We start from the raw sequence: 23,514 nt of genomic DNA, 5'->3' as shown, positions 1-23,514 counted from the left end.
TCGTGCGCTACGATGCCGCCGGAATTTCCCGTTCCGCCGGGTTTCGATGTCAGGGGGGGGCGCATGGATCTGCGACGGGTCGATCTCAACCTGCTCGTCGTCCTCGATGTCCTGCTCTCCGAACGCAATGTCACGCGCGCGGCGCGGCGACTGAACATGTCGCAACCGGCGACGAGTACGGCTCTCGCCCGGTTGCGCAAGCAATTCGACGATCCGCTTCTCGTGAAGTGCGGGCGCACACTGCGTCCCACCGCGCGGGCCCAGGCGATCATCGAACCGCTCCGCGAGGTGCTGCGGACCCTCGAGCGTTCGGTGCTGGCCGCACCCGGTTTCGACCCCGCGACGGATTCGCGCACCTTCACGATCATGACCGGCGACTATGCGGAGATCACCCTCCTGCGCCTGCTGGTGCGGGGGAGCACCCCGGCCAACATCCGTTTCGATCTGCTGCCGGTCAACGGTGCCGGTCTCGATGCCTTCCGCCGGTTCGAGATCGACCTCGCGGTGCTGCCGGAATACGTCCTCGAATCCCCGGAGTTCGAGACCTGCCGGAGGCAGGTCATGCTGACCGACAGATTCGTCGGGGCGGTCTGGTCCGGCCACCCGTACACCGGCACCAAGCTCACACGTGAGGTGCTCGGCCGCTACCCGCTGCTGTCCTACGCGCAGTATTCCGACGACACCAACCTCGGCCGCGCGCTGCTGCGTGCAGGAGTGGTGGCCCGGATCGGCGCGACCAGCGGCAACCTCGCGGTTCTCCCGTATGCCCTGGAGAACACCCGCATGATCACCTTCCTGCCCGAGCGCATGGCCCGCCACCTCGCCGAGGTGGCGTCCCTGCGCATCCTGGAACCGACCTTCCAGCTGCCGCCGCTGCGCGAATTCGCGGTGTGGCACGCCGAACGGGATGCCGATCCCGCGCACGCCTGGCTCCGCGCGCAGCTCGACCCGGTCGGGCGTCGCCGCGTCGCAGCCCAGGCGGGCTGACAACGACGAACGCTGCGGACCGGCCCGTTCGACGGGGTCCGATCCGCAGCGTTCGAGTGGATCCGGCCGGGTCAGCGTCCCGATCGACGCTGGAGGATCACCGCGATGACCACGATGAGAATCGCGATCACTCCCACCGGCGCGATTCGCGTCGCGACCGATCCCTTCGCGTACTGCATGAGGTCGAGCGGTTCGGCCTCGGGCTGCGGAGGTGCGGCCGGGGAGGGGGTCGCCGACGGTGTGGGAGGCGTCGAGGTCATCGTCGGTGCCGGTGAGGCGCTCGCCGGGCTGGGCGGCACCGACTCGTTCGGCCGCGCCTGCGCGGAGTCGCCGTCCCCGGCGCCGGGCCCGACGAATGCTCCACCGGCAGGTTCGTCGCCCGAACCCGCGGCGGTGAGCGGAGGGCTCGCCGGCACGGACTCGTTGGGCTGCGACTCGGCTGCCTCAGCGGTCGCCGCGGAGGAGGAGGACGTGGAGGAGGCCGCTTCGGGTCCGAGCTTCTTCGACAGGCAGTCCGCGAACTGCTCGAGGATCTTCCCACCGACATCCGAGATCATCCCCCGCCCGAACTGGGCGGGCTTGCCGGTGATCTTCATGTCGGTGTTCACGACGCCGTCGGTGCGGTCGCCGTCGCCGGTGAGGGTGACGGTGATGGTCGCGGCCACCGTGCCGTTGCCCCGGGTGTCCTTCGCATTGGCCTCGATGACCGCCCGGCGGGCGCTCTCGTCCTTCTCGACGTACACGCCGGTGCCCTTGAACGTGAGCGCCACCGGTCCGAGCTTCACCTTGACGGTCCCGGTGAACGTGTCGCCGTCGACCCCGGTGAGCGTCGCGCCCGGCATGCACGGCGCGACCTTCTCCGGATTCAGCAGGGCGGTCCACACCTCGTCGACCGGCGCGGGAACGGACAGTGTGTGTTCGAGTTGCATGAGGTCCTTTCCGAACAAGTGGTCCGGGATCTCGGTGTTCGGCGTTGGAACGCCTAGACCCCGGAGGCAGTGGTGACCGCTCGTCGGGTGAGTACCCGGGCGAGGTGGCTCCGATACTCGGCGTCGGCGTTCCCGTCGGTCATGGGAGCCGTGCCGTCGGTGGCGAGCTCGGCGGCCTCGCGGATCGTCTCGGCCGTTGCCGGCCTACCGATGAGCGATTCCTCGACTCCGCGTGCCCGGACCGGGACGGCCGCCATGTTCGTGAGGGCGACCCTTGCCTGTTCGATGGTGCCGCCGGTCGCCTGCAGGGTCGCCGCGACCCCGACGATCGACCACTGCTGGGCTGCGCGATGGAACTTCTCGTAGCGCGCCGACCATCCCGTGTGCTTGGGGATCCGGACCTCGACGAGGATCTCTCCGGGTTCGACCGCGGTCGTGAAGTAGTCCTGGAAGAAGTCGTCCGTCGCGATGGTGCGACGCCCGGACGGTCCGGCCACGGTGAACGTCGCCTCGAGCGCCACCGCCGGCGCCGCGAGATCCCCGGCCGGATCGGCGTGCACGAGCGACCCGCCGAACGTGCCGCGGTGCCGGATCTGGGGGTCGGCGACGGTCGCCGTCGCCTCTGCCAGCAGCCGTGCGTGCTCCGCGACGAGCGAGTCGTGCAGCACGTCGTGGTGGGTGGTGGTCGCGCCGATCACCAGGGCGTCGCCGTCGTCGCGGATACCCCGCAGTTCGGGGATCCTGCCGAGGTCGACGAGCACCGTCGGTGCCGCCATCCGCAGCCGCAGGACGGGCATGAGGCTCTGCCCACCGGCGATGACCTTCGCGTCCTCACCGGCCTCCGTCAGCGCGGCGACCGCTTCGTCGACGCTCGAGGGGGCGACGTAGTCGAACGGGGCCGGGATCATTTCGTGCCTCCTCGGGCGTCGCGGAGCGCGTGCCAGATCCGCATCGGTGTACAGGGCATCTCGACGTCGGTGACGCCGAACGGCCGGACCGCGTCGAGAACGGAGTTGACGACGGCCGGGGTGGAAGCGATGGTTCCTGCCTCGCCGACACCCTTGACACCCAACGGATTACCGGGTGCCGGCGTGTCGGTGCGATCGGTGACGAAGGGCGGCAGATCCACCGCGGTGGGCAGCAGATATTCGGCGAACGACGAACTCAGCAATGTGCCCGACTCGTCGTGCACCGCTTCCTCGTACAGGGCCTGGGCGATGCCCTGGGCGAGTCCGCCGTGCACCTGTCCCTCGACGATGAGCGGGTTCACGACGTGCCCGACGTCGTCGACGCACACGTACTTGCGGATGCGTGCGTGCCCCGTCTCGGTGTCGACCTCGATCGCGCACAGGTGGGTGCCGTGTGGGAACGAGAAGTTGTCGGGATCGTAGGTCGCCTCGGAGTCGAGGTTCGGTTCGATGCCGTCGGGCAGGTCGTGCGCGGCGAACACCGCGAGCGCGACGTCGGTGAGGCCGACGGACTTCGACGTTCCCTTCACGCGGAACTGTCCGCCCTCGAAATCCAGATCGTCCTCGGAACATTCGAGCAGGTGTGCGGCGATCGGCCGGGCCTTGGCGACCACCTTCTCGGCGGCCTTCACGACCGCGATGCCACCGACCGCGAGCGAGCGGGAACCGTAGGTGTCGAGACCGCGCGGTGAACTCTGCGTGTCGCCGTGCAGGATCTCGATGTCCTCGAACGGGATTCCGAGCCGGTCGGCGACGATCTGGCTCCACGCCGTCTCGTGGCCCTGACCGTGGGCGGACGAACCGGTGACGACCTCCACCTTGCCGGTCGGGAGCATCCGGATCGCGGCGTGCTCCCAGCCGCCGGCGCCGTAGGAGAGCGAACCGAGCACCCGCGACGGGGCCAGGCCGCACATCTCCGTGAACGTGGAGACACCGATACCGAGTTGCACCGGATCGTTGCGTTCGCGTCGTTCGGCCTGTTCACGTCGTAATGCGTCGTAGTCGAACAACTCTCGCGCCTTGGCCGTCGCGGCCTCGTAGTTGCCCGAGTCGTAGGTCAGGCCCGCGACGGTGTCGAACGGGAACTCCTCGTGCTTGATCCAGTTCTTCTCGCGGAGCTCGAGGGGGTCCATGGACAGTTCGACGGCGAGCTCGTCCATGATGCGTTCGATCGCGAAGGTGGCCTCGGGGCGTCCGGCACCGCGGTAGGCGTCGGTGGGCACCTTGTTGGTGAACACGTTGGTGCACGCGAACCGGTACGAGTCGAACTTGTAGATGCCGTTGAACATGAACGCGCCGAGGATCGGCACACCCGGGGTGACGAGGCGCAGGTAGGCGCCCATGTCGGCGAGCAGCTCCACCTTCAGGCCCGTGACGGTGCCGTCGCGGCGTGCGGCGAGGGTCAGCTTCTGGACCTGGTCGCGGCCGTGGTGCGCGGCGAGCATCGACTCGCTGCGCGTCTCGGTGTACTTGACGGGCTTGTGCAGGCGACGCGCGATGAGGAGCGTGAGTACCTCTTCGGGCGTGACCTGCAGTTTGCCGCCGAACCCGCCGCCCACATCGGGGGCGATGACGCGTAGTTTGTGCTCGGGGAGACCGAGGGTCATCGCGAGCATCAGCTTCAGCACGTGCGGGACCTGGGTCGCCGACCACATGGTGATCTGCGAGGCGGTGGGGTCGACGACGACCGACCGCGGTTCCATGAAGGCGGGGATGAGCCGCTGCTGCCGGAAGGTCCGTTCGACGACCACTTCCGCGTCGCGGATCGCGTCCTCGACGTTGCCGCCGCTACCGGCCTCGGCGGAGTCGAACACCCACGTCGCGCTGACGTTGGTGCCGAGATCGGGGTGGACGAGGTCGCCGCCCTGGGCCGCGCTCTCGAGATCGAGCACGACCGGCAGGTCCTCGTAGTCCACATCGATCGCATCGAGGGCGTCGTGGGCCTCGTATGCGCTGCGGGCCACCACGACTGCGACGGCCTCACCCGCGAAGTGCACGGTGTCGACGGCCAAGGCCGGGGCGTTCGGGGTCTTCATGTCCTCGGTGATCGGCCACGCACACGGCAGGCTGCCCTGCTCCTCGGCGAGGTCGGCACCCGTGTAGACGGCGACGACCCCCGGCATGCCACGGGCCTCGGAGACGTCGAGACCGGTGATACGGGCGTGCGCGACCGGGCTGCGCAGGATCGCCGCGTGCAGCATCCCGGGGAGCACGATGTTGTCGGTCCAGCGCGTGCGGCCGGTGATGAGGTGCTCGTCCTCCTTGCGGCGGCGTGCCCGGCCGAGTTCGGATTCGCCGGTTCCCTCGTCGGTGGTGGGGTCCACGGTGCTCGTCATCGTCATACCTCCTGCGTGGCGGCCGGGTTCTCGCGCAGTCGCTGGGCAGCGTCACGCGCAGCGGCCACGATGTTCTGGTATCCGGTGCAGCGGCACAGATTTCCTTCGAGACCGTGCCGCACCTCCTCGTCGCTCGGGTCGGAGTTCTCGGAGAGCAGATCGATGGTCGCCATGATCATCCCGGGCGTACAGAAGCCGCACTGCAGGGCGTGCTTCTCACGGAACGCCTCCTGGACCGGATGCAGGCTGCCGTTCTCCGAGAGCCCTTCGACGGTGGTGACCGAGTGTCCGTCGGCCTGCACCGCGAGCATCGAGCACGACTTGACGCTGCGGTCGTCGAGCAACACGGTGCAGGCGCCGCAGTTGCTCGTGTCGCAGCCGACCACCGTGCCCACCTTCCCGAGCCGATCTCTGAGGTAGTGGACGAGAAGCAGTCGCGGTTCCACGTCGTCCGTGTACTGCGTTCCGTCTACGGTGACAGTGATGCGCATCGATCCTCCAAGTACCTCGCGTAGCGCAGTGATACAGATCACTGACACTCTGCTGCATATCGCGCGTAGAAAGGACCCGAATCGCCGAAATCGCCTTCGTGCTCGCGATCGGAGGCGGAAGCCGTCACGAGAGGAAACCGGATGACCCGCCGCCTCGAGGACAAGGTCGCCTTCATCACCGGAGTCGCGCGCGGTCAGGGCCGTGCCCACGCGGTCCGGCTCGCGCAGGAGGGCGCGCAGATCGTCGGTATCGATCTCGCCGGTCCGCTGCCGGGCGTCCCCTACGATTCCCCCACGCCCGAGGACCTCGACGAGACCCGCCGGCTGGTCGAGGCGGAGGGCGCGAAGGCGCATCTGGTGCAGTGCGACGTCCGCGATCTCGACGGCACGAAGGCGGTGCTCGAGGAGGGTGTCGCGCAGTTCGGCGGGCTCGACGTCGTGGTCGCCAACGCGGGTATCTGCATCCCGCAGACGTGGGACGAGATCACCCCCGAGAGCTTCCGCGACACTCTCGACATCAACGTCACCGGCGTGTGGAACACGATCACCGCGGCCGCCCCGCACCTCATCACCCGCGGCGGCGGTTCGATCGTCGTGACCAGCTCGCTCGCCGGTGTGAAACTGCAGCCGTTCATGGTGCACTACACGACCAGCAAGCACGCCCTCGTCGGGATGGCGCGGGCCTTCGCCGCCGAACTCGGACAGCACGACATCCGGGTCAACAGCATCCATCCGGGCGCGGTGAACACACCCATGGGATCGGGCTCGATGCGCGAACGCATCGCGCAGACGGCCGAGAGCAACCCCCGGCTCGGCGGCATGACCATGCCCTTCCTGAACAAGTACATGGCCGAGGCGGACGAGATCGCGAACATGGTCGCCTTCCTCGCGTCCGACGAGTCCGCCTTCGTCACCGCCCAGAGCTTCGCGATCGACGGTGGTGCTCAGTACTTCTGAGCGTCGATGTGCTCCTCGTGGGCGTGGATCGGTCCGCGTGTCTCCGCGAGGCGGCCGCCACCCCCGCCCCAGCGCAGCGCGATGATCTCGGCGGCGATCGACACCGCGGTCTCCTCCGGGGTTCGGGCCCCGAGGTCCAGACCGATCGGCGACGACAGGCGTGCCAGTTCCTCCTCGGTCAGTCCCGTCTCCCGCAGACGCTCCATCCGGTCGTCGTGTGTGCGGCGCGACCCCATAGCTCCCACGTAGGCCACGTCGAGCCGTAGGGCGACCTCGAGGAGCGGGACGTCGAACTTCGGGTCGTGGGTGAGCACCGTGATGACGGTGCGGGCGTCCACGCGTCCGGCCTCGGCCTCGGCCGCGAGATAGCGGTGCGGCCAGTCGACGATCACCTCGTGGGCGCCGGGGAAGCGGGCCTCGGTGGCGAACACCCCGCGCGCGTCGCACACGGTCACGGTGTAGCCCAGGAAGGAGCCGAGCCGGGCCATCGCCGACGCGAAGTCGATCGCCCCGAACACGATCAGCCGCGGTGGGGGCTGGAAGACGTTGACGAACACCGACATCCCCTCGCCGCGACGCTCACCGTCGGTGCCGTAGTGGAGGGTGCCCGAGCGTCCCACCTCGAGCAGTCCGCGCGCGTCGTCGACGACGGCGTCGTGCATGCGGGACGAGGCGAGCTGTCCGTCGGCGCGGTCGCGCCACACGACCATCCGTCGTCCCCGTACCGCCGGGTCGGGGTGGGCGGTGACGGTCGCGAGCGCGACGGGTTCGCCCGCGCGGACGGAGTCGAGCAGGTCGGTGAAGGCGGGGAAGGACGCGGCGTCGATCCGTTCGACGAAGACGTCGATGATGCCGCCGCAGGTCAGGCCGACGGAGAACGCGTCGTCGTCGGAGACCCCGTAGCGCTGCAGCACCGGCTGCCCGCTGTCGATGACCGACCGGCCGAGTTCGTAGACGTCGCCTTCGACGCACCCGCCCGAGACGCTGCCGGTGACGGTGCCGTCCTGCGCGACCAGCATCGATGCACCCGGTCCCCGGGGCGCCGATCGGAAGGTCGAGACCACGGTGCCCACCGCGACGGCCTCCCCGCCCCGGTACCGCCGGTCGAGCTCGTCCAGAATTTCACGCACGCCGAACCTCCTCGAGAAGTTCTTCCAGTGTCGCAAGGCTGTGTCCCGCGAGCAGACGATCGATGTGCGGCAGGGCCGCGGAGATACCCGACTGGATCGGTTCGTATCCGGCGCCGCCGGCGTGCGGGTTCACCCACAGCACGCGGTGCGCGAGGCGATGCAGCTGCGCCATGCGTTCCCCGAGCAGCGAGGCGTCGCCGCGCTCCCAGCCGTCGGAGAAGATCACCACCACCGCGCCGCGCGCGAAACCCCTGCGCCCCCAACGATCCAGGAACGCGCCGAGCGTGTCGCCGAGACGGGTCCCTCCGGCCCAGTCGGGCACTGCCCGAGAGGCCCCGGCGAGCGCGATCTGCGGGTCGCGGGCACGCAGCGCCCGCGACAGGCGGGTCAGTCGCGTGCCGAGGGAGAACACCTCGGTGGACGACGGTGCGGCACGTGTGACGACATGCGCGAACCGCAGGAGCGCGTCGGCGTAGGGGGTCATCGAGCCGGACACGTCGATGAGCAGCACCACCCGGCGCGGTCTCGTCGCCCGTGCACGGTGCCGCGGCCGGACGGGTTCGCCTCCGCTCGCCAACATGTCGCGCAGGGTGTGCCGCGGGTCCACCGGTCCGCGGCGGGAGGACTTCGACCGCAGTCCCCGTCGCGTCGGGGGACGGGGCTGCAACCGCGCGAGCAGTTCGGCGAGGTGGGCGCGTTCGGCGGTCGTCAGTTCGGCCACGTCGCGGTGCCGGAGGACGTCGGTGTCGTCCGCCGCGACCTGCAGTCGTGGTGCGTCGTCACCGGAGTCGCCGTCGGCTCCCTCACCGCGGGACAGCGCGGCGATCCGCGCGGTGCGGGTGCGTTGCCCGTGGGTGCGCGAGCCGGTGGGGACGGTGTCGCCGAACCAGTGGACGAATGTCGCGTCGTAGCGGGCCGTGTCGTCCGGTGTGCGGCACAGCGTGGCGCGGCCCGCCCAGTAGACCTGCACGGGATCGCCGACGTCGACGTGTTCGAGTGCGTCGAGATAGGTGGCGGTGGCGTCGAGGGCGACGGGTAGGCCGGCGGCGGCGAGGGCGCGGCAGAAGCCGGCCAGCCCGACGACCGGACCGGGCGGGAGCCGATCCGTCGCGGGTGCGCTACGACCTGCGGCCACTCGCCCTCCTGTCCACGTCCCACGAGCCCGCGAAGGGTCTCGACCGCCGACGGTACTGCGCGTGTCGCATCCCGGCTGTCGGATGCGACAGATCGTGCGAAGGCCCCGGTGATCCGATCGGAGTCCTCAGCCGCCCGACGACTCGGCCATCTCGGCGATCCGCAGGTCGCGGGTGCGTCTCTGATGCGCGACCATCAGTTCCTGGGCACGTTCGCCGTCTCCTTCGGCGACGGCCTCGTAGAGGGCCTCGTGCTCGCGTTCGATGAGGTCGAGATTCGCCGGGGTCCGCGAAGCGGTGCCGTCGTAGACGTGCAGTCGGGCGTCGAGCAGTTCCATCAGTTCGACGATGGTGGGGTTGTGCGCGGCGAGTCGTAGCGCCACGTGCCATTCCGCGTGTAGCCGCAGCCGGTCGGCCGGGGATCGTTCCGCGCGGGCCTCGTCGAGGCTGCGGCGCAGTCTCGCGAGATCGAGTTCGGTGCGTCGTTGCGCAGCGGACAGGGCGACGGCCGATTCGAGCGCGATCCGCGCTTCGCAGATGTCGAGGATCTCCTCCTGGCTGCGCTCGAGGACCCGGAATCCGCGTGAGACCTTCGTCACGAGGCCTTCGATCTCGAGGCGGATGAGAGCTTCGCGAACGGGGGTCCGGGAGACGCCCAGCTGCTCGCCCACCGTGGCGGGGACGAGCAGATCGCCGGGCGGGTGAACCCCGTCCAGGATCCGTCTTCGCAGTTCGCGGTACGGATTTCCCGTCGTGGTCGCCATCTCGTGTCCTCCCCTGCCGACTCGTGTGGCGCCGGTCTCGGATCCCGGACCGCCGGACCAGGACTACCACGGGGTGCATGCTTTGTACACCTTTTGGATTCATGTGTATACAAAAGACGACATTTGCGTTCATCCGGACGTAGCGTGCCGTCCGAACGCATCACCGACAGGGAGAAGACATGACCGACCACACCGCACGACCCGGCCTCGGGAACCGGCGATGAGTGACGCCACCGTCTCCGTCGCGCCCGCCGTCACGGCACCGGGCCGCGGCCTCGGCCGCCTGCCCACCCCGCACTGGACGACCCTGCTGCCCTGGGTCGTGCCCGTACTCGTCCTCGTCGGATGGCAGTGGGCGTCGAGCACCGGCGTGATCTCCGCGGCGATCCTGCCGCCGCCCACGGACGTCGTCGACGCCGCGCGGTCGCTGTGGTCCACCGGCGAACTGCAGTCGCACATCCTCGTGAGCCTGCGCCGTATCGCCGTCGGATTCGTCGTCGGCGCCGCGATCGGTCTCGCCTTCGGCTTCGCCGTCGGCCTGTCCCGCATCGCGGAAGGCCTGTTCGACCGCACTCTCCAGATGGTGCGCGCGCTGCCCCATCTCGCCCTCGTACCGCTGCTCATCGCGGCCTTCGGGATCGGGGAGATGCCCAAGGTCCTGCTCGTGACGCTCGGCGTGATCTTCCCGGTCTACCTCAACACCGTCAGCGGTATCCGCACGGTCGACGAGAAGCTCATCCAGCTCGGCAGGTCCTACGGGCTCGGCCGCGGTCAGCTGATCCGCGAGGTGATCGTCCCCGGCGCGATGCCCATGATCCTCACCGGCATCCGGTACGCCCTCGGCGTCGCATGGCTGACCCTCGTCATCGCCGAGACCATCGCCACCCGCGAAGGCATCGGTTACCTCGCGCAGAACGGTCGCGACATGCTCCGCAACGAACGCATCGTGCTCGCGATCGTCCTCTACGCCGGCGCAGGCCTGCTCGCCGATCAGATCACCCGCTTCATCGAAGCCCGTGTGCTGCGCTGGAACCCGAACTACCGGAAGGCAGCACGATGACCACCGCCCGCGGGCTCGTCGGCCTCGAACTGGCCTCCATCGGACGCCGCTACGGCGACAACCAGGTTCTCCGCGATCTCGACCTGACCATCGATCCCGGCGACTTCGTCGCGATCCTCGGGCCCAGCGGCGTCGGCAAGTCGACCCTGCTGCGCATCCTCGCCGGACTCGAGGAGCCCAGCTCGGGCACCATGACTCCGATCGGTGACGTACCGGCGGGCGGGCCGACCGCGCGGATGATGTTCCAGGAGGACCGTCTCCTGCCGTGGAAGTCGGTGCTCGACAACGTCGCTCTGGGCACGAAGGGGCAGCGGGACAAGGCCGCCGAACTGCTCGCTCAGGTCGGTCTCGCCGGTCGTGAGAAGGCCTGGCCCGCAGAACTGTCCGGCGGGCAGCGCCAGCGTGTCGCGCTCGCCCGGGCGCTGATGCACCGCCCCGACGTCCTGCTGCTCGACGAGCCGTTCGGCGCGCTCGACGCCATCACCCGGGTCACGATGCAGCAGCTCCTCGAGAGCATCCTCGCCGAACATCCGCGCACGGTCCTGCTCGTCACCCACGACGTCGAGGAAGCGCTCGTCCTCGCCGATCGCGTTCTGCTGCTCACCCCGCAGGGCATCACACGTGATCTCCGTGTGCCCCAGGCACGTCCCCGTCACCGCGGCGACGCGCAGCTCGCGGCGTGGAAGGAAGAACTGCTCGACGGCCTGCTCGAGGCCGACCGCGCGGTGCACGCAGCCACCGGATCCTGACCCCTCACTGTTCCGAGAACCCTCGAAAGGCCCCCAGCATCATGAACGCTCTGCCCCGCCCCGTCCTCGATCGCCGCGGATTCCTGCGTGCTGCAGGCATCGGCGCGCTCGGACTCGCCGGCCTCGGTGCCCTCACCGCGTGCGGCTCGGAGGATTCGGCGAACGACGGTGAGCTCACGGAGGTCCGGTACGCGCTCATCGGCGACGGCAAGGCAGAGCCCGGTGCCGTGCTCTCCCACAACATCGGCGGGTTCGACGTCTCCGCGGATCTCGGTGTGCCGGTGAACTTCCAGTCCGGCTTCACGGCATCCCTCCCCGTCATGGAGGCGATCAAGGCCGGCAGCATCGACTTCTCCTTCGCCACCGCCACCGCGGTGATCTACGGCATCGGCGGCAACGTGCCGTTCGTGCCGCTCGTCGCCTACCCACTGCCGAGCAACGAGGTCGACATCCTCGTGCCCAAGGGATCCGACATCCGGAGCGCTGCGGATCTGAAGGGCCGCAAGGTCGCCGACCAGCAGGGCACCACCGGAACCTACAGCCTCGTCAAGTATCTCGAGACCGCGGGACTGACCCTCGACGACATCGAGTACAGCAACCTCACCGCTGCCGACGCCGAAGCGGCCTTCGCACAGGGCAAGGTCGACGCGTGGATCAACTGGCAGCCCACGATCGAACTGGCCCGCCGCAAGCACGACGCCGACACGCTGCCCGACGTGAAGACCTACGACTACGCGTTCTTCGTCGCCAGCGAGAAGTTCGCCTTCGAACACCCCGAGATCGCCGCGAAGCTCGCGCGCAACGTCCGCGACGCGCAGCGCTGGATCGAAGCGCAGCCCGACGTCGCGGTCGACGAGTTCGCCGCTCTCGGAGGCTTCGGTGACTCGCAGCTCGAGAAGGAGGTCTACCGCGATCTCGTCGTCGATCGCCGCCTGTCCTACTCGGGCGCAGGCGAGTTCACCGCGGTGGACACCGATGCGATCGACGGGACCCAGGATCTCGCCGACAACTTCCACGCCCTCGGGGTGTACCCGGAGACGGTCGACGTGCGGAGCTGGCTGTCCGACAGCCGTTTCGATTCCGTCCGTGCCGCCGTCACCGCCGAACTGGCGCAGGTCTGACCGGACCCGTTCCGGTACACAGCAAGTCAGGAGTTCTCGTGACCAAGAAGATGCATCTCGCCGCGTTCATCACCGCGGGACCGGGCCGCCCCGGCGGATGGCGCCTGCCCGACTCGGTGCCCGGCTGGCTCGATGCGAGCTACTACCAGAACATGGCCCGCACCCTCGAGGACGGTCGGTTCGACCTCGCCTTCTTCGCCGACATCGTCTCCGTGCCCGACCGTTTCGGGGGCAGCACCGATTCGCAACTGCGGTACGGCGCCCTCGGTTCCCTGCGGGTGGATCCGCTGCCGGTCATCGCATCGATGGCTGCCGTGACCCGTCACCTCGGCCTCGCGGCGACGGTCTCGACGACCTACGCGCAACCGTTCACCGTGGCACGGTCGTTCGCCAGCCTCGACCACCTCTCGGGCGGTCGTGCGGCCTGGAACATCGTGACCTCCTTCCAGGAGTCCGAGGCGCGGAATTTCAACCTCGACGAGCAGTTCGACCGTTCCACGCGGTACGAGCGTGCCGACGAGTTCCTCGAGGTGGCGGGCAAGCTCTGGGACAGCTGGGACGACGACGCCCTCGTGCTCGACGTCGAGCAGCCCCTGTTCGCCGACCCCGACAAGGTCCATCGCGTCGACCACAAGGGCCGCTACTTCTCGGTGCAGGGACCGCTCAACGTTCCCCGCCCGCCGCAGGGATATCCGGTGCTCATCCAGGCCGGCGCGTCCTCGAAGGGCAAGGACTTCGCCGCCCGATGGTCGGACGTGATCTTCTGCAGCCACGCGTCCAAGGAGTCGGCGCAGTCGTTCTACACGGAGATCAAGGAGCGGGCCGCGACGTTCGGCCGCGATCCGGAGGAGATCAAGATCCTCCCGTCGATCACGCCGGTGGTCGGGCCCACCACCGCTCGCGCGAAGGAACTCGCCGACGAGATCTTCGAGCTGGTACCGCCGATCGGTGGATTGTCCACGCTCGCATACCACCTCGACGTCGACCTCTCGACCTTCCCGCTCGACGAGCGTCTCCCCGAGGTCGAGGTGCCCGGTGTGGCCGGGCACTACCACGAGGTCCGCGAGATCACCGAGCGCGAAGGGCTGACGCTGCGGCAGCTCGGCAAGCAGTACGGCGGACGGTACGAGGGCAACTTCATCGGAACCGCGGACGAGGTCGCGGACGGTCTGCAGGACTGGTTCGAGGACGGTGCCGCCGACGGGTTCACCCTGCAGGTGCCCTACCAGCCCGGTGGCTTCGAGACCTTCACCCGGCAGGTCGTGCCTCGGTTGCAGAAGCGCGGCATCTTCCGCACCGAGTACGAGGGCTCGACCCTGCGCGAGAATCTGGGGCTGACCCGTCCCGCCTCCGGCGAATGGCAGCGGCGTTCCGGGGCGCAGGGATGAGCGCGGCCGGAGGGACGGACACTCCCGTGACCGGAAGCGGGACTGAGCACGATGCGGTGGTCACGGGAACGGTGACCACCGAGACGGGACGCTTCGTCGTCAGTGCCCGTAGCAACCATCTCGTCACCGACTCCCGCCTCGCCGGGGGTGAGGCTGTACACGCCGGGGAACTGCTCCTCGCCGCACTCACGTCCTGCGCGATGGCCAACTTCGAGCACAATGCGAAGGAGGACGGTCTGCAGATCGACGGGATCGTCACCCGCGCCGCCCACACCCGCGGCACCGTGGACCCGACCCGGTACGACCGCACCGTGCTCGAGATCGAGGTCTCCGGAGTCGAGTACGAGGATGCCTTCGCGCTCGGCCGCAAGTTCGTCGCCGCCTGCCCGATCTACAACACGATCAAGCGGGGGAGCGGAATCGAACTGACGATCAACGGGCGCCTGTTCACGGAATGACGGCCCGCGGTGGGGTGACGGCGATCGTCGTCCCACCGCTGTCGTCGTCACCCTCATCCGACGGCGAGGTGGTCGAGGCCGGCACGGGTGACCCGGTCGATGTCCTCGCGGTACTTCAACACGGCACCGAGTGTCGCCGCGGCGGTCGCCGCGTCGAGGACGTCGCGGTCGAGGGCGATCAGTGCACGCGCCCAGTCGAGGGATTCGGCGATCCCCGGTGGCTTCAGGAGATCCTGTTCGCGGAGTGAACGCACCGCGCGGGAGATCTGCTCGGCGAGCGGGCGCCCCAGACCGGGCAACCGCCGCTGCAGGATCGCGATCTCGCGTTCGAGATCGGGATGCTCCACCCAGTGGTACAGACAGCGGCGCTTGAGTGCGTCGTGCACCTCGCGAGTGCGGTTGGAAGTGAGTACCACCAGCGGTGGGACCTCCGCGCGGATCTCACCCAGTTCGGGGACCGTCACCGCGTTCTCGTCGAGCAACTGGAGCAGGAACGCCTCGAACTCGTCGTCGGCGCGGTCGATCTCGTCGACGAGCAACACGCACGGTGAGTCGGTGAGCGCCTGCAGCAACGGGCGGACGAGGAGATAGCGCTCGGTGTAGAGGGAGCGTTCCGCAGCGTCCGCATCGAGCGCGCCGTCGCTCGCCGCCTCGAGCAACCGCAGATGGAGCAGCTGCCGGGGGAAATCCCAGTCGTAGAGGGCCTGCGATGCGTCGATGCCCTCGTGGCACTGCAACCGGACCATCGGCAGATCCAGGGCCTGGGCGAGAGCCGCTGCGAGCGAGGTCTTCCCGGTTCCGGGCTCGCCTTCGCAGAAGAGCGGCCGGCCCATACGCATCGCGAGGAAGGCGACGGTCGCCAGTCCGTCGTCGGCGAGATAACCCGTGGTCCCGAGAGCAGCCGAGAGTTTCTCGGGTGAGTCGATGCGTGTCGCGTCACCGGTCATGAGGCGAGCCTAGATGCTCACCCGCCCCACGACCGGCGACTGCAACGATCGGTCGGCTCAGCCCTCGACGTGCGCGAGCGGCGCGATCTCACCGGCGAACAGCGTTGCGCATCCGGGGCACAACATCGTCGGTGCGGTGGTCCAGCCGTTCATACGGGCATAGAGCTCGGCCTGCGGCCTGCTCTGTGCAACGGTCCGGTAGCAATGATCGCAATGGTCGCAACGGAAGACCCACCGGCCACCGGAGAGCGGGTCGCGGTGCGGCATCATGTCCACCTCGATATCGATCGATCAACTCGGCGAATCGATGTCGTCGCACGGTCGGATCGTCCGGCCGTGCCGGTTCCTCTCAGGGAACCGGCTTGCCCATCACGCGGGCCCACCATCCGTCGAGGGGGCTCGGGTCGGGCCAGCGGATCGTGTCGTCCGCGATGTGGTTCGGCCGGGATGTCGTGTCCTGCTGTCCCTGTCCGGTTCTCGGTGAATCGTGTTGTGCATTGCGCACTGGGGTCACCCCTAATTGCTATCGGTGCGTCCCTTGGCCGGACGCACTCCTACGCACTTCTGAGGCGTTCTCGAATCTTAGCCCGGTTCTCGTGAGCCGGTCCGGGCTTCATGTTGTTTGTGCAGGTAGAAGAGGTTCAAGAGGTCGGTGGCGAGGGAGGAGGCCTGCTGTCCAGTGCGGAGCGCAGACGGTCGTTGTCCTCTCTCAGCGCCGCATTGCTCGCTTCGAGTTCGAGGATCCGGGCGACTCCGGCGATATTGATGCCGGAGCCCACCAGTTCGACGATCCGTTGCACGGTCTCGAGATCGTTGTCGCTGTAGCGGCGCGTCCCGCCCGCCGTGCGGGCGGGGTTCAGCAGCCCTCGGCGTTCGTACAGGCGCAGGGTCTGCGGGTCGAGTCCGGAGAGTTCGGCGGCCACCGAGATGCCGTAGACCCCGCGCTGGGCGCGGGGCGACCGATCAGGCGTCGCGCGCAGGAGCGGATCGAACGTCATCGTTTCCTCCGGTCGGCGGAGTCGGTGTTCTCGGGTCGCACCGCGGTCATCCGCGGCCTTGACCGAAGTGTATCACCGGGGCCATAATAAATCTGTGCCGGATGGCATAGATAATTTGAGAGTGTGGCCGTAACGAACGGCCGGACAGTCGGAGGTGACAGACAGATGTTGATGCGCACCGACCCGTTCCGCGACGTCGATCGTCTCGCGCAGCAGGTGCTCGGCACCATGGCCCGACCGGCGGTGATGCCGCTCGATGCGTGGCGGGAGGACGACCGCTTCATCGCCGAGTTCGATCTCCCCGGTGTCGAGGTCGACTCGATCGAACTCGACGTCGAACGCAACGTGCTCACCGTCCGCGCCGAACGTCCGGAGGTCGATCGCGACCAGGAGTTCGTCTCGACCGAACGGCCCAGAGGTGTCTTCACCCGACGTCTGTTCCTCGGTGACACCCTCGATACCGATCGGATCGAAGCGCACTACCGCAACGGCGTTCTGCGGGTGACGATCCCGGTCGCGGAGAAGGCCCGGCCCCGCAAGATCACCGTCATCGACGCGGAGAGGAACGGTCAGGCCGCGATCGCAAGTTGAGTCGACGCGAACGACCGGGCCCGGGGAAGCGCCCCCGGGCCCGGTTTCTTCGCGGCTCCTACGGCTTCAGGCCGATCTTGATGGCGCCGTCCTGCTTCTTCTGGAAGATCTCGTACGCGTGAGGCGCGTCGTCGAGCGGGAGGCGGTGGGTCGCGAAGTCGTCGACCCCCAACGGATCCTCGTCGGTCAGCAGCGGCAGGATCTCCGGGACCCAGTTCAACACGTTGGCCTGACCCATGTGGAGACGGATCTGCTTGTCGAACAGGGTGAGCATCGGCATCGGGTCCGCCGCCCCGCCGTACACACCGCTCAACGAGATCGCGCCACCACGCCGCACGACGTCGATCGCGGTGTACAGCGCGTGGAGACGGTCCACTCCGGCCTTCTCCATGAACGGCTCGGCGATCGCCGACGGCAGGAAACCGGCGGCACTCTGGGCGAGCTTCGCGACGGGCGAGCCGTGCGCCTCCATACCCACGGCGTCGATCACAGAATCGGTGCCGCGCCCGTTCGTCATGTCACGGATCATGTCGCCGGGGTTGTTGTCGACCTCGCGCAGATCGACGACCTCGATACCGCGGGACGCCGCGCGGGCCAGTCGCTCGGGAACCATGTCCACGCCGATCACGCGAGCACCCTTGTGCGCCGCGATGCGCGCGGCCATCTCACCGATGGGGCCGAGGCCGAGCACCGTGACACTGCCGCCGTCGGGGATCTCCGCGTACTCGACGGCCTGCCACGCGGTGGGCAGCACGTCGGAGAGGTAGACGAAACGGTCGTCGGCCGGCCCTTCCGGGACCTTGATGTGGGTGGCGTCGGCATGGGGGACGCGCAGATATTCGGCCTGCCCGCCGGGCACGCTGCCGTAGAGCTTCGAGTAGCCGAACAGGGCGGCACCGGTGCCCTCCTCACGGACCTGCGTGGTCTCGCACTGCGAATGCAGGCCGTGGGTACACATGAAGCACTGGCCGCAACACACCTGGAAGGGGATCACCACCCGGTCACCGGGCTTCAGTTTCGTGACGCCGGAGCCGACCTCCTCGACGATGCCCATCGGTTCGTGACCGAGGATGTCGCCGGGAGTCATGAAGGCTCCCAACACCTCGTACAGGTGCAGATCGGAGCCGCAGATGTTGGTGGTGGTGACGCGGATGACGGCGTCACCGGCCTCCTGGATCGTCGGATCGGGCACCGTATCGACGCTCACGTTGCGGCGCCCCTGCCATGTCACTGCCTTCATGTCGCTCCTCGGCTCCTCGGGTGCAGGAATGTCGGCACGTGTCCCTCGATGCCTACCCGCGCTCGGAGCGGGCAAACGCCGGACCGGAAGAGGTCGCCTGCCGCAGGAGGCCAGGTTTGCGGAGTGCGGGGGAGAGGTATGTCGCCGTAGAACCGAATTCACCGCGACACACGTCTGCGGCCGCTCTACGGGAGCGCAGCCGCACAGAAGGAGGTCAGGTGACCACGTCGGATCCCGAACATCACGGCAACCAGGACCCCGACCCTGCACGCACCCCGGATCTGGAACCCGGCGGTGGCGTAGCGCCCGGATCGACGCCCCCCGATTCGGGGACGACGTCCGGGCTGTCCGCACCGGAGCCCGGCACGAGGAAGCGATTCCCCATCAGCGGGTGGCTCACGCTGCTCGCCGTCGCGGTGATCGTGATCATCTTCGTGGTCGCGATCTTCGGCATCCTGTCCTGACGGTTCGGCCGGGGCCGCGCCGCGGAGCTTCTCGTCAGCGTCCGCGACGCGGTAGCCGCACGACCTGCACGAAGAATTCGTCGATCTGCTTCACGGCACCGATGAACTGGTCGAGATCGACCGGCTTGGTGACGTACGCATTGGCGTGCAGCTTGTAACTGCGGAGAATGTCCTCCTCCGCCGACGAGGTCGTGAGCACCACGATCGGGATGTCGGACAGTTCCGGATCGGACTTGATCTTCGTCAGCACCTGACGGCCGTCGTATTTCGGCAGGTTCAGGTCGAGCAGGATCAGATCCGGGCGCGGCGCACCCTCGTATTCGCCCCGGCGGTACAGGAAGTCGAGTGCTTCCGCCCCGTCGCGGACGACGTGGAGGGCGTTGCCGATCTTGTTGTCCTCGAATGCTTCACGGGTCATCAGCTCGTCGCCGGGATCGTCCTCGACCAACAGGACGTCCACCGGTCGGGCAGCGGGATAGGTCACGATCGTGCTCCTCATGACGTTGTCCCCTGCTTCTGCTCGACGGGGCGTGATGCGGTTCCGAGGGTGAAGCAGATTCGAGTGCCCTCGGTATGAGTATCGCCGTACTCGGTGTCGATCCAGATTCTTCCCGCGTGATACTCGACGATTTTCTTGCACAGCGCCAGTCCGATACCGGTGCCCTGGTAATCGTCGCGAGGATGCAGCCGCTGGAAGATGACGAACACCTTCTCGGCGTACTCGCTGTCGATTCCGATGCCGTTGTCGGTGACGCAGAAGTGCCACTGTGGACCGTCCGACTCGTCCTCGACCTTTTCGCACTCGATCCTGATCACCGGGGTGCGATCGGGATGCCGGAACTTGATGGCGTTGCCGACCAGGTTCTGCCACAGCATCGTCAGCAGAGTGGGGTCGCCGGTGAGTTCGGGAAGGTCGTCGGGACGTTCGATCCGCGCCTGCGACTCCTCGACGGACGCGGAGAGATTGAACAACGCCTTCTCGAGCGGTCGGCCGAGGTCGACCCGGACGTAGGCGTCGTGGACGCGTCCGACCCGGGAGAAGGCGAGCAGATCGCTGATCAGCACCTGCATCCGTTTCGCGCCGTCCACGGCGTATTCGACGTACTGCCGTCCGCGATCGTCGAGGACGTCGCCGTACCGCTTCTCGAGCAGCTGGCAGAAGGACGCGACCTTCCGCAGCGGTTCCTGTAGGTCGTGCGAGGCGACGTAGGCGAACTGCTCGAGTTCGGTGTTCGAGCGGCGGAGTTCCTCGGCCTGGGAATCGAGATCCTCGGTCTGCTTCGCGAGCAGAGTCTGCTGCTTCCGGGAATCCGCCAACGCGTCCGCGATACGACCGCGCATCGTCTCGACGTCGAGGGCGAGTGCCCGGATGTCCTTCGGCCCCTGGGGGTAGATGTGCTGATAGAAGTTCTCCTCCAGCGCGACCCGGCGGCTGGCCCGGCGGAGCCTGGCGAGCGGCACGGCGACGAGGTTGTGGACGAGAACCACGGTGGCGAGACCGGTGAGGATGAACGTGATCACCATCGCTATCAGCACCGAGTTGCGGATGGTGCGGGATTGCGCGAGTTCGTCGAGGTCCTCCGCGAGGACGCGGGAGAGCGCGTTGTTCTCCTGGGCGAACATCGATCGGATCTCACCGAAGGCAAGCCGGTCCTGCTCGGCCAGGGCCGGATCGACCGGTCGCGGCTCCCCGGGGACGACGGTGTCGATGATCGGCTCCGCGTACTGCGTCCGCCACGTCGCAGCGGCGGCCTCGATGGTGTCGATGTCGGCGAGCAGATCCGGATGCTCGGCGAGGAGCACGCGAAGACGGTCGAGCGCGACCTGCTGGTTCTCCTGACCCGCACGGTACGGCCCGAGGAAGACGGGTTCGGTCGTGAGCGCGTACCCGCGGACCGCGGTCTGTTGATCGAGCAGAGCGGTCTGCAAGTTGAAGGCCTGCGTCATCGCCGGCTGGATCCGCTCCGTCACCTCGTCGGTGATCTGTACGGTGCGCTGGATGAAGATCCCGCCGACGATCGAACCGACGACGGCGAACACTGCGAGGAGCGCGAACGCCAACTGGAACCAGCTCTGCACGGCCAGCCGCGAGGAGATGCGCTCGATACGCGGTTCGGGAACCGAAGGATCCCTCATCGCTGCACCGTCGCTCCGACCTCGGCGGAACGCACGAAACCGATCACATCCACCCCAGCTTCCCGGCCCGTGCCCGATTCGCGCCTACGGGCGACGAATCCCGACGGCGGTGCGGTCCCGGACCTGTCGGTCTGCGAACACACGTATGGACGGGCTGTCTGTTGAACCCGAATGCGAACTGTAGCCGACCGGCGGAGCCGTTCCGATCCGGCCACGGACCGAACCGGCTGCACCGAGTGCCGGAACGCGACTAGGGTCGGTCGCATGACACGACGAGTGAGTGTGTGGGGTGGCGCGTTCTGGCTCAGTCGGAAGGTTCGTGAGCAGGCGCTCGATGGCGCCCGCGAACTGGAGGAGCTCGGATACTCCCGGTTGTGGACGTCCGGCGGGTTCCAGGACGGTTTTCCCTCCGTCTACGAGGAACTGCTCGCGGCGACGACGACGCTCGAGCTGGCCAGCGGCATCATCAGCATCTGGCACGCCGACCCGGAGACCACGGCCGCTGCGGTCGCCGACCTCGAGTCGCGGTATCCCGGCCGTTTCCTGCTGGGCGTCGGCACGAGCCACGCTCCCGTCGTCGACGCGCGGGAGAACACCAGCTACACCAAGCCCTACAGCCGGATGGTCGAGTACCTCGACGGCCTCGATGCGGCGTCGACGCCGGTGCCCACCGATCGCAGGGTCCTCGCGGCACTCGGCCCGCGCATGCTGAAGCTGTCCGCCGAGCGCGCGGCCGGGGCCCATCCGTACTTCGTCCCGCCCGAGCACACGGCGGTCGCGCGGGAGGCCCTCGGCTCGGAGCCGCTGCTCGCACCCGAGGTGGCCGTCGTTCTCGAAACCGACGAGACCGTCGCCCGCGGCATCGCCCACGAGTACATGCGCGGCTATCTCTCCCTGCCGAACTACTCGAACAACCTGCGTCGCCTCGGGTACACCGACGAGGATCTCGCCGGCGGTGGCAGCGACGCCCTGATGGACGTGCTCATCCCGTGGGGTGATCTCGACAGCGTCGTCGCCGGCATCGAGAAGCACTACGCCTCCGGTGCCGACGAGGTGGCCATCCAGGTGCTCACCGCGGACCCGTTCACCTTCCCGAGCGAGGCATACCGGCAGCTCGCGTCCGCTCTGCTGAGCTGAGGCCACCGGACCCCGAGGTCTCCCGAGCCGGTGCGGCCGATCAGATCGGTCGCACCGTGAGGATCTGGGACATCGTGCCGATCGGGCCGGTCGCATCGTGCAGCACCGTGCTCGTCAGGCCGATGCCGTCGGTGCCGAACGAGACCGACGTATCGAAGCCGACCCATTCACCTCGGGGTTCGGCGAACAGGTGCGCGGTCAGGTCGAGGTTGGGGAAGGCGACCGTCCTCGGATCGGCGCGCACCGCCATGCCGTTGGCGATGTCGAACAGGCCGGCCGTAGCGGCGAGATCGCTGACCTTCTCGCCCTCCACGAGCGGAATATCGGTGCGCACCCAGAACGAGGCCCGTCCGGGTGCGGTCGAGACGCGACGCACCTCCACCGAGTCGATGAATCCTCCCGGCCACAGCGTCGTGGGGTCCCAGGGTTCGCAGTCCTCGGGCGACGGAATCGGCTGCAGCGTGGTGCCGGCGATCTCGAGGGTGGGGCGGGTCTCCATCAGCCACGCGCGCGCACGCACGATCGCGCGCCCGTCGTAGGCGAGGGTCGCTTCCACGAGTTCGATGGTGCGTCCGGGCCGCAGGACCTCGACGGTCGTGACGACGGGACCGACGGGCACGGTGCCGAGGATGTCGTACGACAGGCGTCCGATCGCGAGATCGTCGTCGCGCCGCGCGTCGCGGTCGCATTCGACGACGTGGGCGATCAGTCCGAGAGCGGGCGCGATGTGCTGCTCCGCCTCGTTCCACGCCCCACCGACGTGTTCGGTGGCGCGGAAGGAGGTCGGGCCGAGTCGTTCGAAGTAGCTCATGCGGTCTCCGTTCGGGCCGGCTCTGCCGCGAGAGCCGAGGGGGTCGCGGCGAGAGCGGCCAGTGCCATGCGTCGCAGCACTGCGCGGGTGCCCTCCGGGGAGCGTGGGTCGGCGCTGTGCGGTGTCGAGTTGATGAGTCCGAAGGTCGCGTGCGCCATCGTGCGGGCGTCGGATTCGGGGAGTGCGGGGTCGATGCGGCGCAGGACGTCGACCCAGATCTCGACGTAGCGACGCTGGGTCACCCTCACCTCCCGCTGCCCCTCGTCCGGAAGGGACGTGAACTCGCGGTCCTGCACGCGGATGAGATCGGGCTCGCCCAGCGCGAAGTCGAGATGGAAGTCGACCAGCCCCTCGAGGGCGTCGCGCGGGTCGGGTGTCGTCTCGGCGACCTGCGTGCCACCTGCGAGGAGGCGGCGGCTGATCTCGACGAGGATCTCGACGAGCAGGGCGTCCTTGTTGGGGAAGTGCCGGTACACAGCGGGACCGCTGATCCCCACGGCCGCACCGAGATCTTCGAGGCGGACTCCGGGGAATCCGCGTTCGGCGATCAGGTGCGCCGCGGCACGCAGGAGGTCCCGTCGGCGTTCCGCCTTGGCGAGGCTACGCCGCGTCGGGCGTCCCGATGCGGTCGAGACGTCGATCGCGGACTCGGTCATGAAAATCTCCGCTCGGTGTGGTCTGGACAACTCGGTTAATCATAACTAACCTAGATTTCAGTT

The 23,514-nt window shown here is 68.3% G+C and carries 25 protein-coding genes; 10 read left to right on the top strand and 15 right to left on the bottom strand.

The window, feature by feature from the left end; genetic code table 11:
- Nucleotides 1-63 precede the first annotated feature (63 nt).
- A complete protein-coding gene (locus CKW34_RS23560; RefSeq protein WP_059384375.1) occupies nucleotides 64-987 on the top strand; it encodes a LysR family transcriptional regulator in 924 nt (307 codons plus the stop codon).
- Between the two features lie 71 nt (nucleotides 988-1,058).
- On the opposite strand, the gene CKW34_RS23555 is transcribed toward CKW34_RS23560, so the two are convergent.
- The 4 genes from CKW34_RS23555 to CKW34_RS23540 are packed head-to-tail and all read right to left on the bottom strand — an operon-like array spanning nucleotide 1,059 to nucleotide 5,711.
- Nucleotides 1,059-1,916, bottom strand: a complete 858-nt coding sequence (locus CKW34_RS23555; RefSeq protein WP_059384380.1) for an SRPBCC family protein — start codon at nucleotides 1,914-1,916, stop codon at nucleotides 1,059-1,061.
- A gap of 53 nt (nucleotides 1,917-1,969) precedes the next feature.
- Entirely contained in the window at nucleotides 1,970-2,824 is an 855-nt protein-coding gene (locus CKW34_RS23550) for an FAD binding domain-containing protein (protein ID WP_059384376.1), read from the bottom strand.
- Nucleotides 2,821-5,220: a xanthine dehydrogenase family protein molybdopterin-binding subunit gene (locus tag CKW34_RS23545; RefSeq protein ID WP_064059900.1), complete on the bottom strand. Its 2,400-nt coding sequence runs from the start codon at nucleotides 5,218-5,220 to the stop codon at nucleotides 2,821-2,823. The genes CKW34_RS23550 and CKW34_RS23545 overlap by 4 nt, the downstream gene beginning before the upstream one ends.
- A 2-nt stretch (nucleotides 5,221-5,222) precedes the next feature.
- The gene (locus CKW34_RS23540; protein ID WP_059384381.1) at nucleotides 5,223-5,711 is read right to left on the bottom strand and encodes a (2Fe-2S)-binding protein; all 489 of its coding nucleotides are present in this window, start codon (nucleotides 5,709-5,711) and stop codon (nucleotides 5,223-5,225) included.
- Between the two features lie 141 nt (nucleotides 5,712-5,852).
- Between CKW34_RS23540 and CKW34_RS23535 the strand changes: the two genes are divergently transcribed.
- The gene (locus CKW34_RS23535; RefSeq protein WP_059384382.1) at nucleotides 5,853-6,668 is read left to right on the top strand and encodes a mycofactocin-coupled SDR family oxidoreductase; all 816 of its coding nucleotides are present in this window, start codon (nucleotides 5,853-5,855) and stop codon (nucleotides 6,666-6,668) included.
- On the opposite strand, the gene CKW34_RS23530 is transcribed toward CKW34_RS23535, so the two are convergent.
- From CKW34_RS23530 to CKW34_RS23520, 3 genes are all read right to left on the bottom strand, one after another.
- Nucleotides 6,656-7,798, bottom strand: coding sequence for an XdhC family protein (locus tag CKW34_RS23530; protein WP_059384383.1), 1,143 nt, complete (start codon nucleotides 7,796-7,798; stop codon nucleotides 6,656-6,658). The genes CKW34_RS23535 and CKW34_RS23530 overlap by 13 nt on opposite strands.
- Nucleotides 7,791-8,933: a vWA domain-containing protein gene (locus CKW34_RS23525; protein ID WP_059384384.1), complete on the bottom strand. Its 1,143-nt coding sequence runs from the start codon at nucleotides 8,931-8,933 to the stop codon at nucleotides 7,791-7,793. Before CKW34_RS23525 ends, CKW34_RS23530 begins: the two co-directional genes overlap by 8 nt.
- Nucleotides 8,934-9,059: 126 nt before the next feature.
- Nucleotides 9,060-9,695, bottom strand: coding sequence for a GntR family transcriptional regulator (locus CKW34_RS23520; RefSeq protein WP_059384385.1), 636 nt, complete (start codon nucleotides 9,693-9,695; stop codon nucleotides 9,060-9,062).
- Nucleotides 9,696-9,915: 220 nt separating this feature from the next.
- Here CKW34_RS23520 and CKW34_RS23515 point away from each other — a divergent pair, with 220 nt between their 5' ends.
- The 5 genes from CKW34_RS23515 (at nucleotide 9,916) to CKW34_RS23495 (ending at nucleotide 14,471) form a co-directional block, all read left to right on the top strand.
- A complete protein-coding gene (locus CKW34_RS23515; protein WP_080968416.1) occupies nucleotides 9,916-10,755 on the top strand; it encodes an ABC transporter permease in 840 nt (279 codons plus the stop codon).
- On the top strand, nucleotides 10,752-11,504 hold the full coding sequence (locus tag CKW34_RS23510) for an ABC transporter ATP-binding protein (RefSeq protein WP_059384386.1): 753 nt from the start codon (nucleotides 10,752-10,754) through the stop codon (nucleotides 11,502-11,504). The genes CKW34_RS23515 and CKW34_RS23510 overlap by 4 nt, the downstream gene beginning before the upstream one ends.
- Before the next feature lie 41 nt (nucleotides 11,505-11,545).
- A complete protein-coding gene (locus CKW34_RS23505; protein WP_059384387.1) occupies nucleotides 11,546-12,625 on the top strand; it encodes an NrtA/SsuA/CpmA family ABC transporter substrate-binding protein in 1,080 nt (359 codons plus the stop codon).
- 50 nt (nucleotides 12,626-12,675) lie between these two features.
- A complete protein-coding gene (locus CKW34_RS23500) occupies nucleotides 12,676-14,013 on the top strand; it encodes an LLM class flavin-dependent oxidoreductase (RefSeq protein WP_059384441.1) in 1,338 nt (445 codons plus the stop codon).
- A 71-nt stretch (nucleotides 14,014-14,084) separates the two neighbouring features.
- Nucleotides 14,085-14,471 carry an OsmC family protein gene (locus CKW34_RS23495; RefSeq protein WP_231921776.1) on the top strand — a complete coding sequence of 129 codons (387 nt, stop codon included), beginning with the start codon at nucleotides 14,085-14,087 and terminating at the stop codon, nucleotides 14,469-14,471.
- Nucleotides 14,472-14,524: 53 nt separating this feature from the next.
- On the opposite strand, the gene CKW34_RS23490 is transcribed toward CKW34_RS23495, so the two are convergent.
- The 3 genes from CKW34_RS23490 to CKW34_RS23480 all read right to left on the bottom strand — a co-directional run bounded on the left by CKW34_RS23490 (nucleotide 14,525) and on the right by CKW34_RS23480 (nucleotide 16,416).
- Nucleotides 14,525-15,418, bottom strand: coding sequence for an AAA family ATPase (locus tag CKW34_RS23490; protein WP_059384389.1), 894 nt, complete (start codon nucleotides 15,416-15,418; stop codon nucleotides 14,525-14,527).
- Between the two features lie 57 nt (nucleotides 15,419-15,475).
- A complete protein-coding gene (locus tag CKW34_RS23485; protein ID WP_059384442.1) occupies nucleotides 15,476-15,688 on the bottom strand; it encodes a hypothetical protein in 213 nt (70 codons plus the stop codon).
- Nucleotides 15,689-16,059: 371 nt separating this feature from the next.
- Complete coding sequence (locus CKW34_RS23480; protein ID WP_059384390.1) at nucleotides 16,060-16,416, bottom strand: MerR family transcriptional regulator; 357 nt, start codon at nucleotides 16,414-16,416, stop codon at nucleotides 16,060-16,062.
- A gap of 165 nt (nucleotides 16,417-16,581) precedes the next feature.
- On the opposite strand from CKW34_RS23480, the gene CKW34_RS23475 reads away from it, so the two are divergent.
- Nucleotides 16,582-17,007, top strand: coding sequence for an Hsp20/alpha crystallin family protein (locus CKW34_RS23475; RefSeq protein ID WP_059384391.1), 426 nt, complete (start codon nucleotides 16,582-16,584; stop codon nucleotides 17,005-17,007).
- Between the two features lie 58 nt (nucleotides 17,008-17,065).
- Here the strand turns inward: CKW34_RS23475 and CKW34_RS23470 are convergent, their stop codons facing one another.
- Nucleotides 17,066-18,247, bottom strand: a complete 1,182-nt coding sequence (locus CKW34_RS23470) for a zinc-dependent alcohol dehydrogenase (RefSeq protein ID WP_059384392.1) — start codon at nucleotides 18,245-18,247, stop codon at nucleotides 17,066-17,068.
- A 218-nt stretch (nucleotides 18,248-18,465) separates the two neighbouring features.
- Here CKW34_RS23470 and CKW34_RS23465 point away from each other — a divergent pair, with 218 nt between their 5' ends.
- A complete protein-coding gene (locus tag CKW34_RS23465; protein ID WP_059384393.1) occupies nucleotides 18,466-18,711 on the top strand; it encodes a DUF6480 family protein in 246 nt (81 codons plus the stop codon).
- 34 nt (nucleotides 18,712-18,745) lie between these two features.
- Here CKW34_RS23465 and CKW34_RS23460 read toward each other — a convergent pair whose 3' ends face one another.
- Nucleotides 18,746-19,210, bottom strand: a complete 465-nt coding sequence (locus CKW34_RS23460) for a response regulator (protein ID WP_174479677.1) — start codon at nucleotides 19,208-19,210, stop codon at nucleotides 18,746-18,748.
- Nucleotides 19,207-20,847: a sensor histidine kinase gene (locus tag CKW34_RS23455; protein ID WP_059384394.1), complete on the bottom strand. Its 1,641-nt coding sequence runs from the start codon at nucleotides 20,845-20,847 to the stop codon at nucleotides 19,207-19,209. The genes CKW34_RS23460 and CKW34_RS23455 overlap by 4 nt, the downstream gene beginning before the upstream one ends.
- A gap of 264 nt (nucleotides 20,848-21,111) precedes the next feature.
- Between CKW34_RS23455 and CKW34_RS23450 the strand changes: the two genes are divergently transcribed.
- Complete coding sequence (locus CKW34_RS23450; RefSeq protein ID WP_197700684.1) at nucleotides 21,112-21,984, top strand: LLM class F420-dependent oxidoreductase; 873 nt, start codon at nucleotides 21,112-21,114, stop codon at nucleotides 21,982-21,984.
- Nucleotides 21,985-22,024: 40 nt separating this feature from the next.
- Here CKW34_RS23450 and CKW34_RS23445 read toward each other — a convergent pair whose 3' ends face one another.
- Nucleotides 22,025-22,795 carry a thioesterase family protein gene (locus tag CKW34_RS23445; RefSeq protein WP_059384395.1) on the bottom strand — a complete coding sequence of 257 codons (771 nt, stop codon included), beginning with the start codon at nucleotides 22,793-22,795 and terminating at the stop codon, nucleotides 22,025-22,027.
- Nucleotides 22,792-23,451, bottom strand: coding sequence for an SACE_7040 family transcriptional regulator (locus CKW34_RS23440; RefSeq protein ID WP_059384396.1), 660 nt, complete (start codon nucleotides 23,449-23,451; stop codon nucleotides 22,792-22,794). The genes CKW34_RS23445 and CKW34_RS23440 overlap by 4 nt, the downstream gene beginning before the upstream one ends.
- Nucleotides 23,452-23,514 lie beyond the last annotated feature (63 nt).

It is taken from the genome of Rhodococcus rhodochrous (assembly GCF_900187265.1).
In the GTDB taxonomy this organism is placed as follows: Bacteria; Actinomycetota; Actinomycetes; order Mycobacteriales; family Mycobacteriaceae; genus Rhodococcus; species Rhodococcus rhodochrous.
Note: the sequence above shows the minus strand (reverse complement) of the source record. Positions and strands in the feature narration are given on the sequence as shown.

Excerpts from the sequence above, each read along its gene's own strand:
- CKW34_RS23560 (WP_059384375.1), top strand. The coding sequence starts at position 64 with ATGGATCTGCGACGGGTCGATCTCAACCTGCTCGTCGTCCTCGATGTC.
- CKW34_RS23555 (WP_059384380.1), bottom strand. The coding sequence starts at position 1,916 with ATGCAACTCGAACACACACTGTCCGTTCCCGCGCCGGTCGACGAGGTG.
- CKW34_RS23550 (WP_059384376.1), bottom strand. The coding sequence starts at position 2,824 with ATGATCCCGGCCCCGTTCGACTACGTCGCCCCCTCGAGCGTCGACGAA.
- CKW34_RS23545 (WP_064059900.1), bottom strand. The coding sequence starts at position 5,220 with ATGACGAGCACCGTGGACCCCACCACCGACGAGGGAACCGGCGAATCC.
- CKW34_RS23540 (WP_059384381.1), bottom strand. The coding sequence starts at position 5,711 with ATGCGCATCACTGTCACCGTAGACGGAACGCAGTACACGGACGACGTG.
- CKW34_RS23535 (WP_059384382.1), top strand. The coding sequence starts at position 5,853 with ATGACCCGCCGCCTCGAGGACAAGGTCGCCTTCATCACCGGAGTCGCG.
- CKW34_RS23520 (WP_059384385.1), bottom strand. The coding sequence starts at position 9,695 with ATGGCGACCACGACGGGAAATCCGTACCGCGAACTGCGAAGACGGATC.
- CKW34_RS23515 (WP_080968416.1), top strand. The coding sequence starts at position 9,916 with ATGAGTGACGCCACCGTCTCCGTCGCGCCCGCCGTCACGGCACCGGGC.
- CKW34_RS23510 (WP_059384386.1), top strand. The coding sequence starts at position 10,752 with ATGACCACCGCCCGCGGGCTCGTCGGCCTCGAACTGGCCTCCATCGGA.
- CKW34_RS23505 (WP_059384387.1), top strand. The coding sequence starts at position 11,546 with ATGAACGCTCTGCCCCGCCCCGTCCTCGATCGCCGCGGATTCCTGCGT.
- CKW34_RS23500 (WP_059384441.1), top strand. The coding sequence starts at position 12,676 with ATGCATCTCGCCGCGTTCATCACCGCGGGACCGGGCCGCCCCGGCGGA.
- CKW34_RS23490 (WP_059384389.1), bottom strand. The coding sequence starts at position 15,418 with ATGACCGGTGACGCGACACGCATCGACTCACCCGAGAAACTCTCGGCT.
- CKW34_RS23485 (WP_059384442.1), bottom strand. The coding sequence starts at position 15,688 with ATGATGCCGCACCGCGACCCGCTCTCCGGTGGCCGGTGGGTCTTCCGT.
- CKW34_RS23480 (WP_059384390.1), bottom strand. The coding sequence starts at position 16,416 with ATGACGTTCGATCCGCTCCTGCGCGCGACGCCTGATCGGTCGCCCCGC.
- CKW34_RS23475 (WP_059384391.1), top strand. The coding sequence starts at position 16,582 with ATGTTGATGCGCACCGACCCGTTCCGCGACGTCGATCGTCTCGCGCAG.
- CKW34_RS23470 (WP_059384392.1), bottom strand. The coding sequence starts at position 18,247 with ATGAAGGCAGTGACATGGCAGGGGCGCCGCAACGTGAGCGTCGATACG.
- CKW34_RS23460 (WP_174479677.1), bottom strand. The coding sequence starts at position 19,210 with ATGAGGAGCACGATCGTGACCTATCCCGCTGCCCGACCGGTGGACGTC.
- CKW34_RS23455 (WP_059384394.1), bottom strand. The coding sequence starts at position 20,847 with ATGAGGGATCCTTCGGTTCCCGAACCGCGTATCGAGCGCATCTCCTCG.
- CKW34_RS23450 (WP_197700684.1), top strand. The coding sequence starts at position 21,112 with ATGACACGACGAGTGAGTGTGTGGGGTGGCGCGTTCTGGCTCAGTCGG.
- CKW34_RS23445 (WP_059384395.1), bottom strand. The coding sequence starts at position 22,795 with ATGAGCTACTTCGAACGACTCGGCCCGACCTCCTTCCGCGCCACCGAA.
- CKW34_RS23440 (WP_059384396.1), bottom strand. The coding sequence starts at position 23,451 with ATGACCGAGTCCGCGATCGACGTCTCGACCGCATCGGGACGCCCGACG.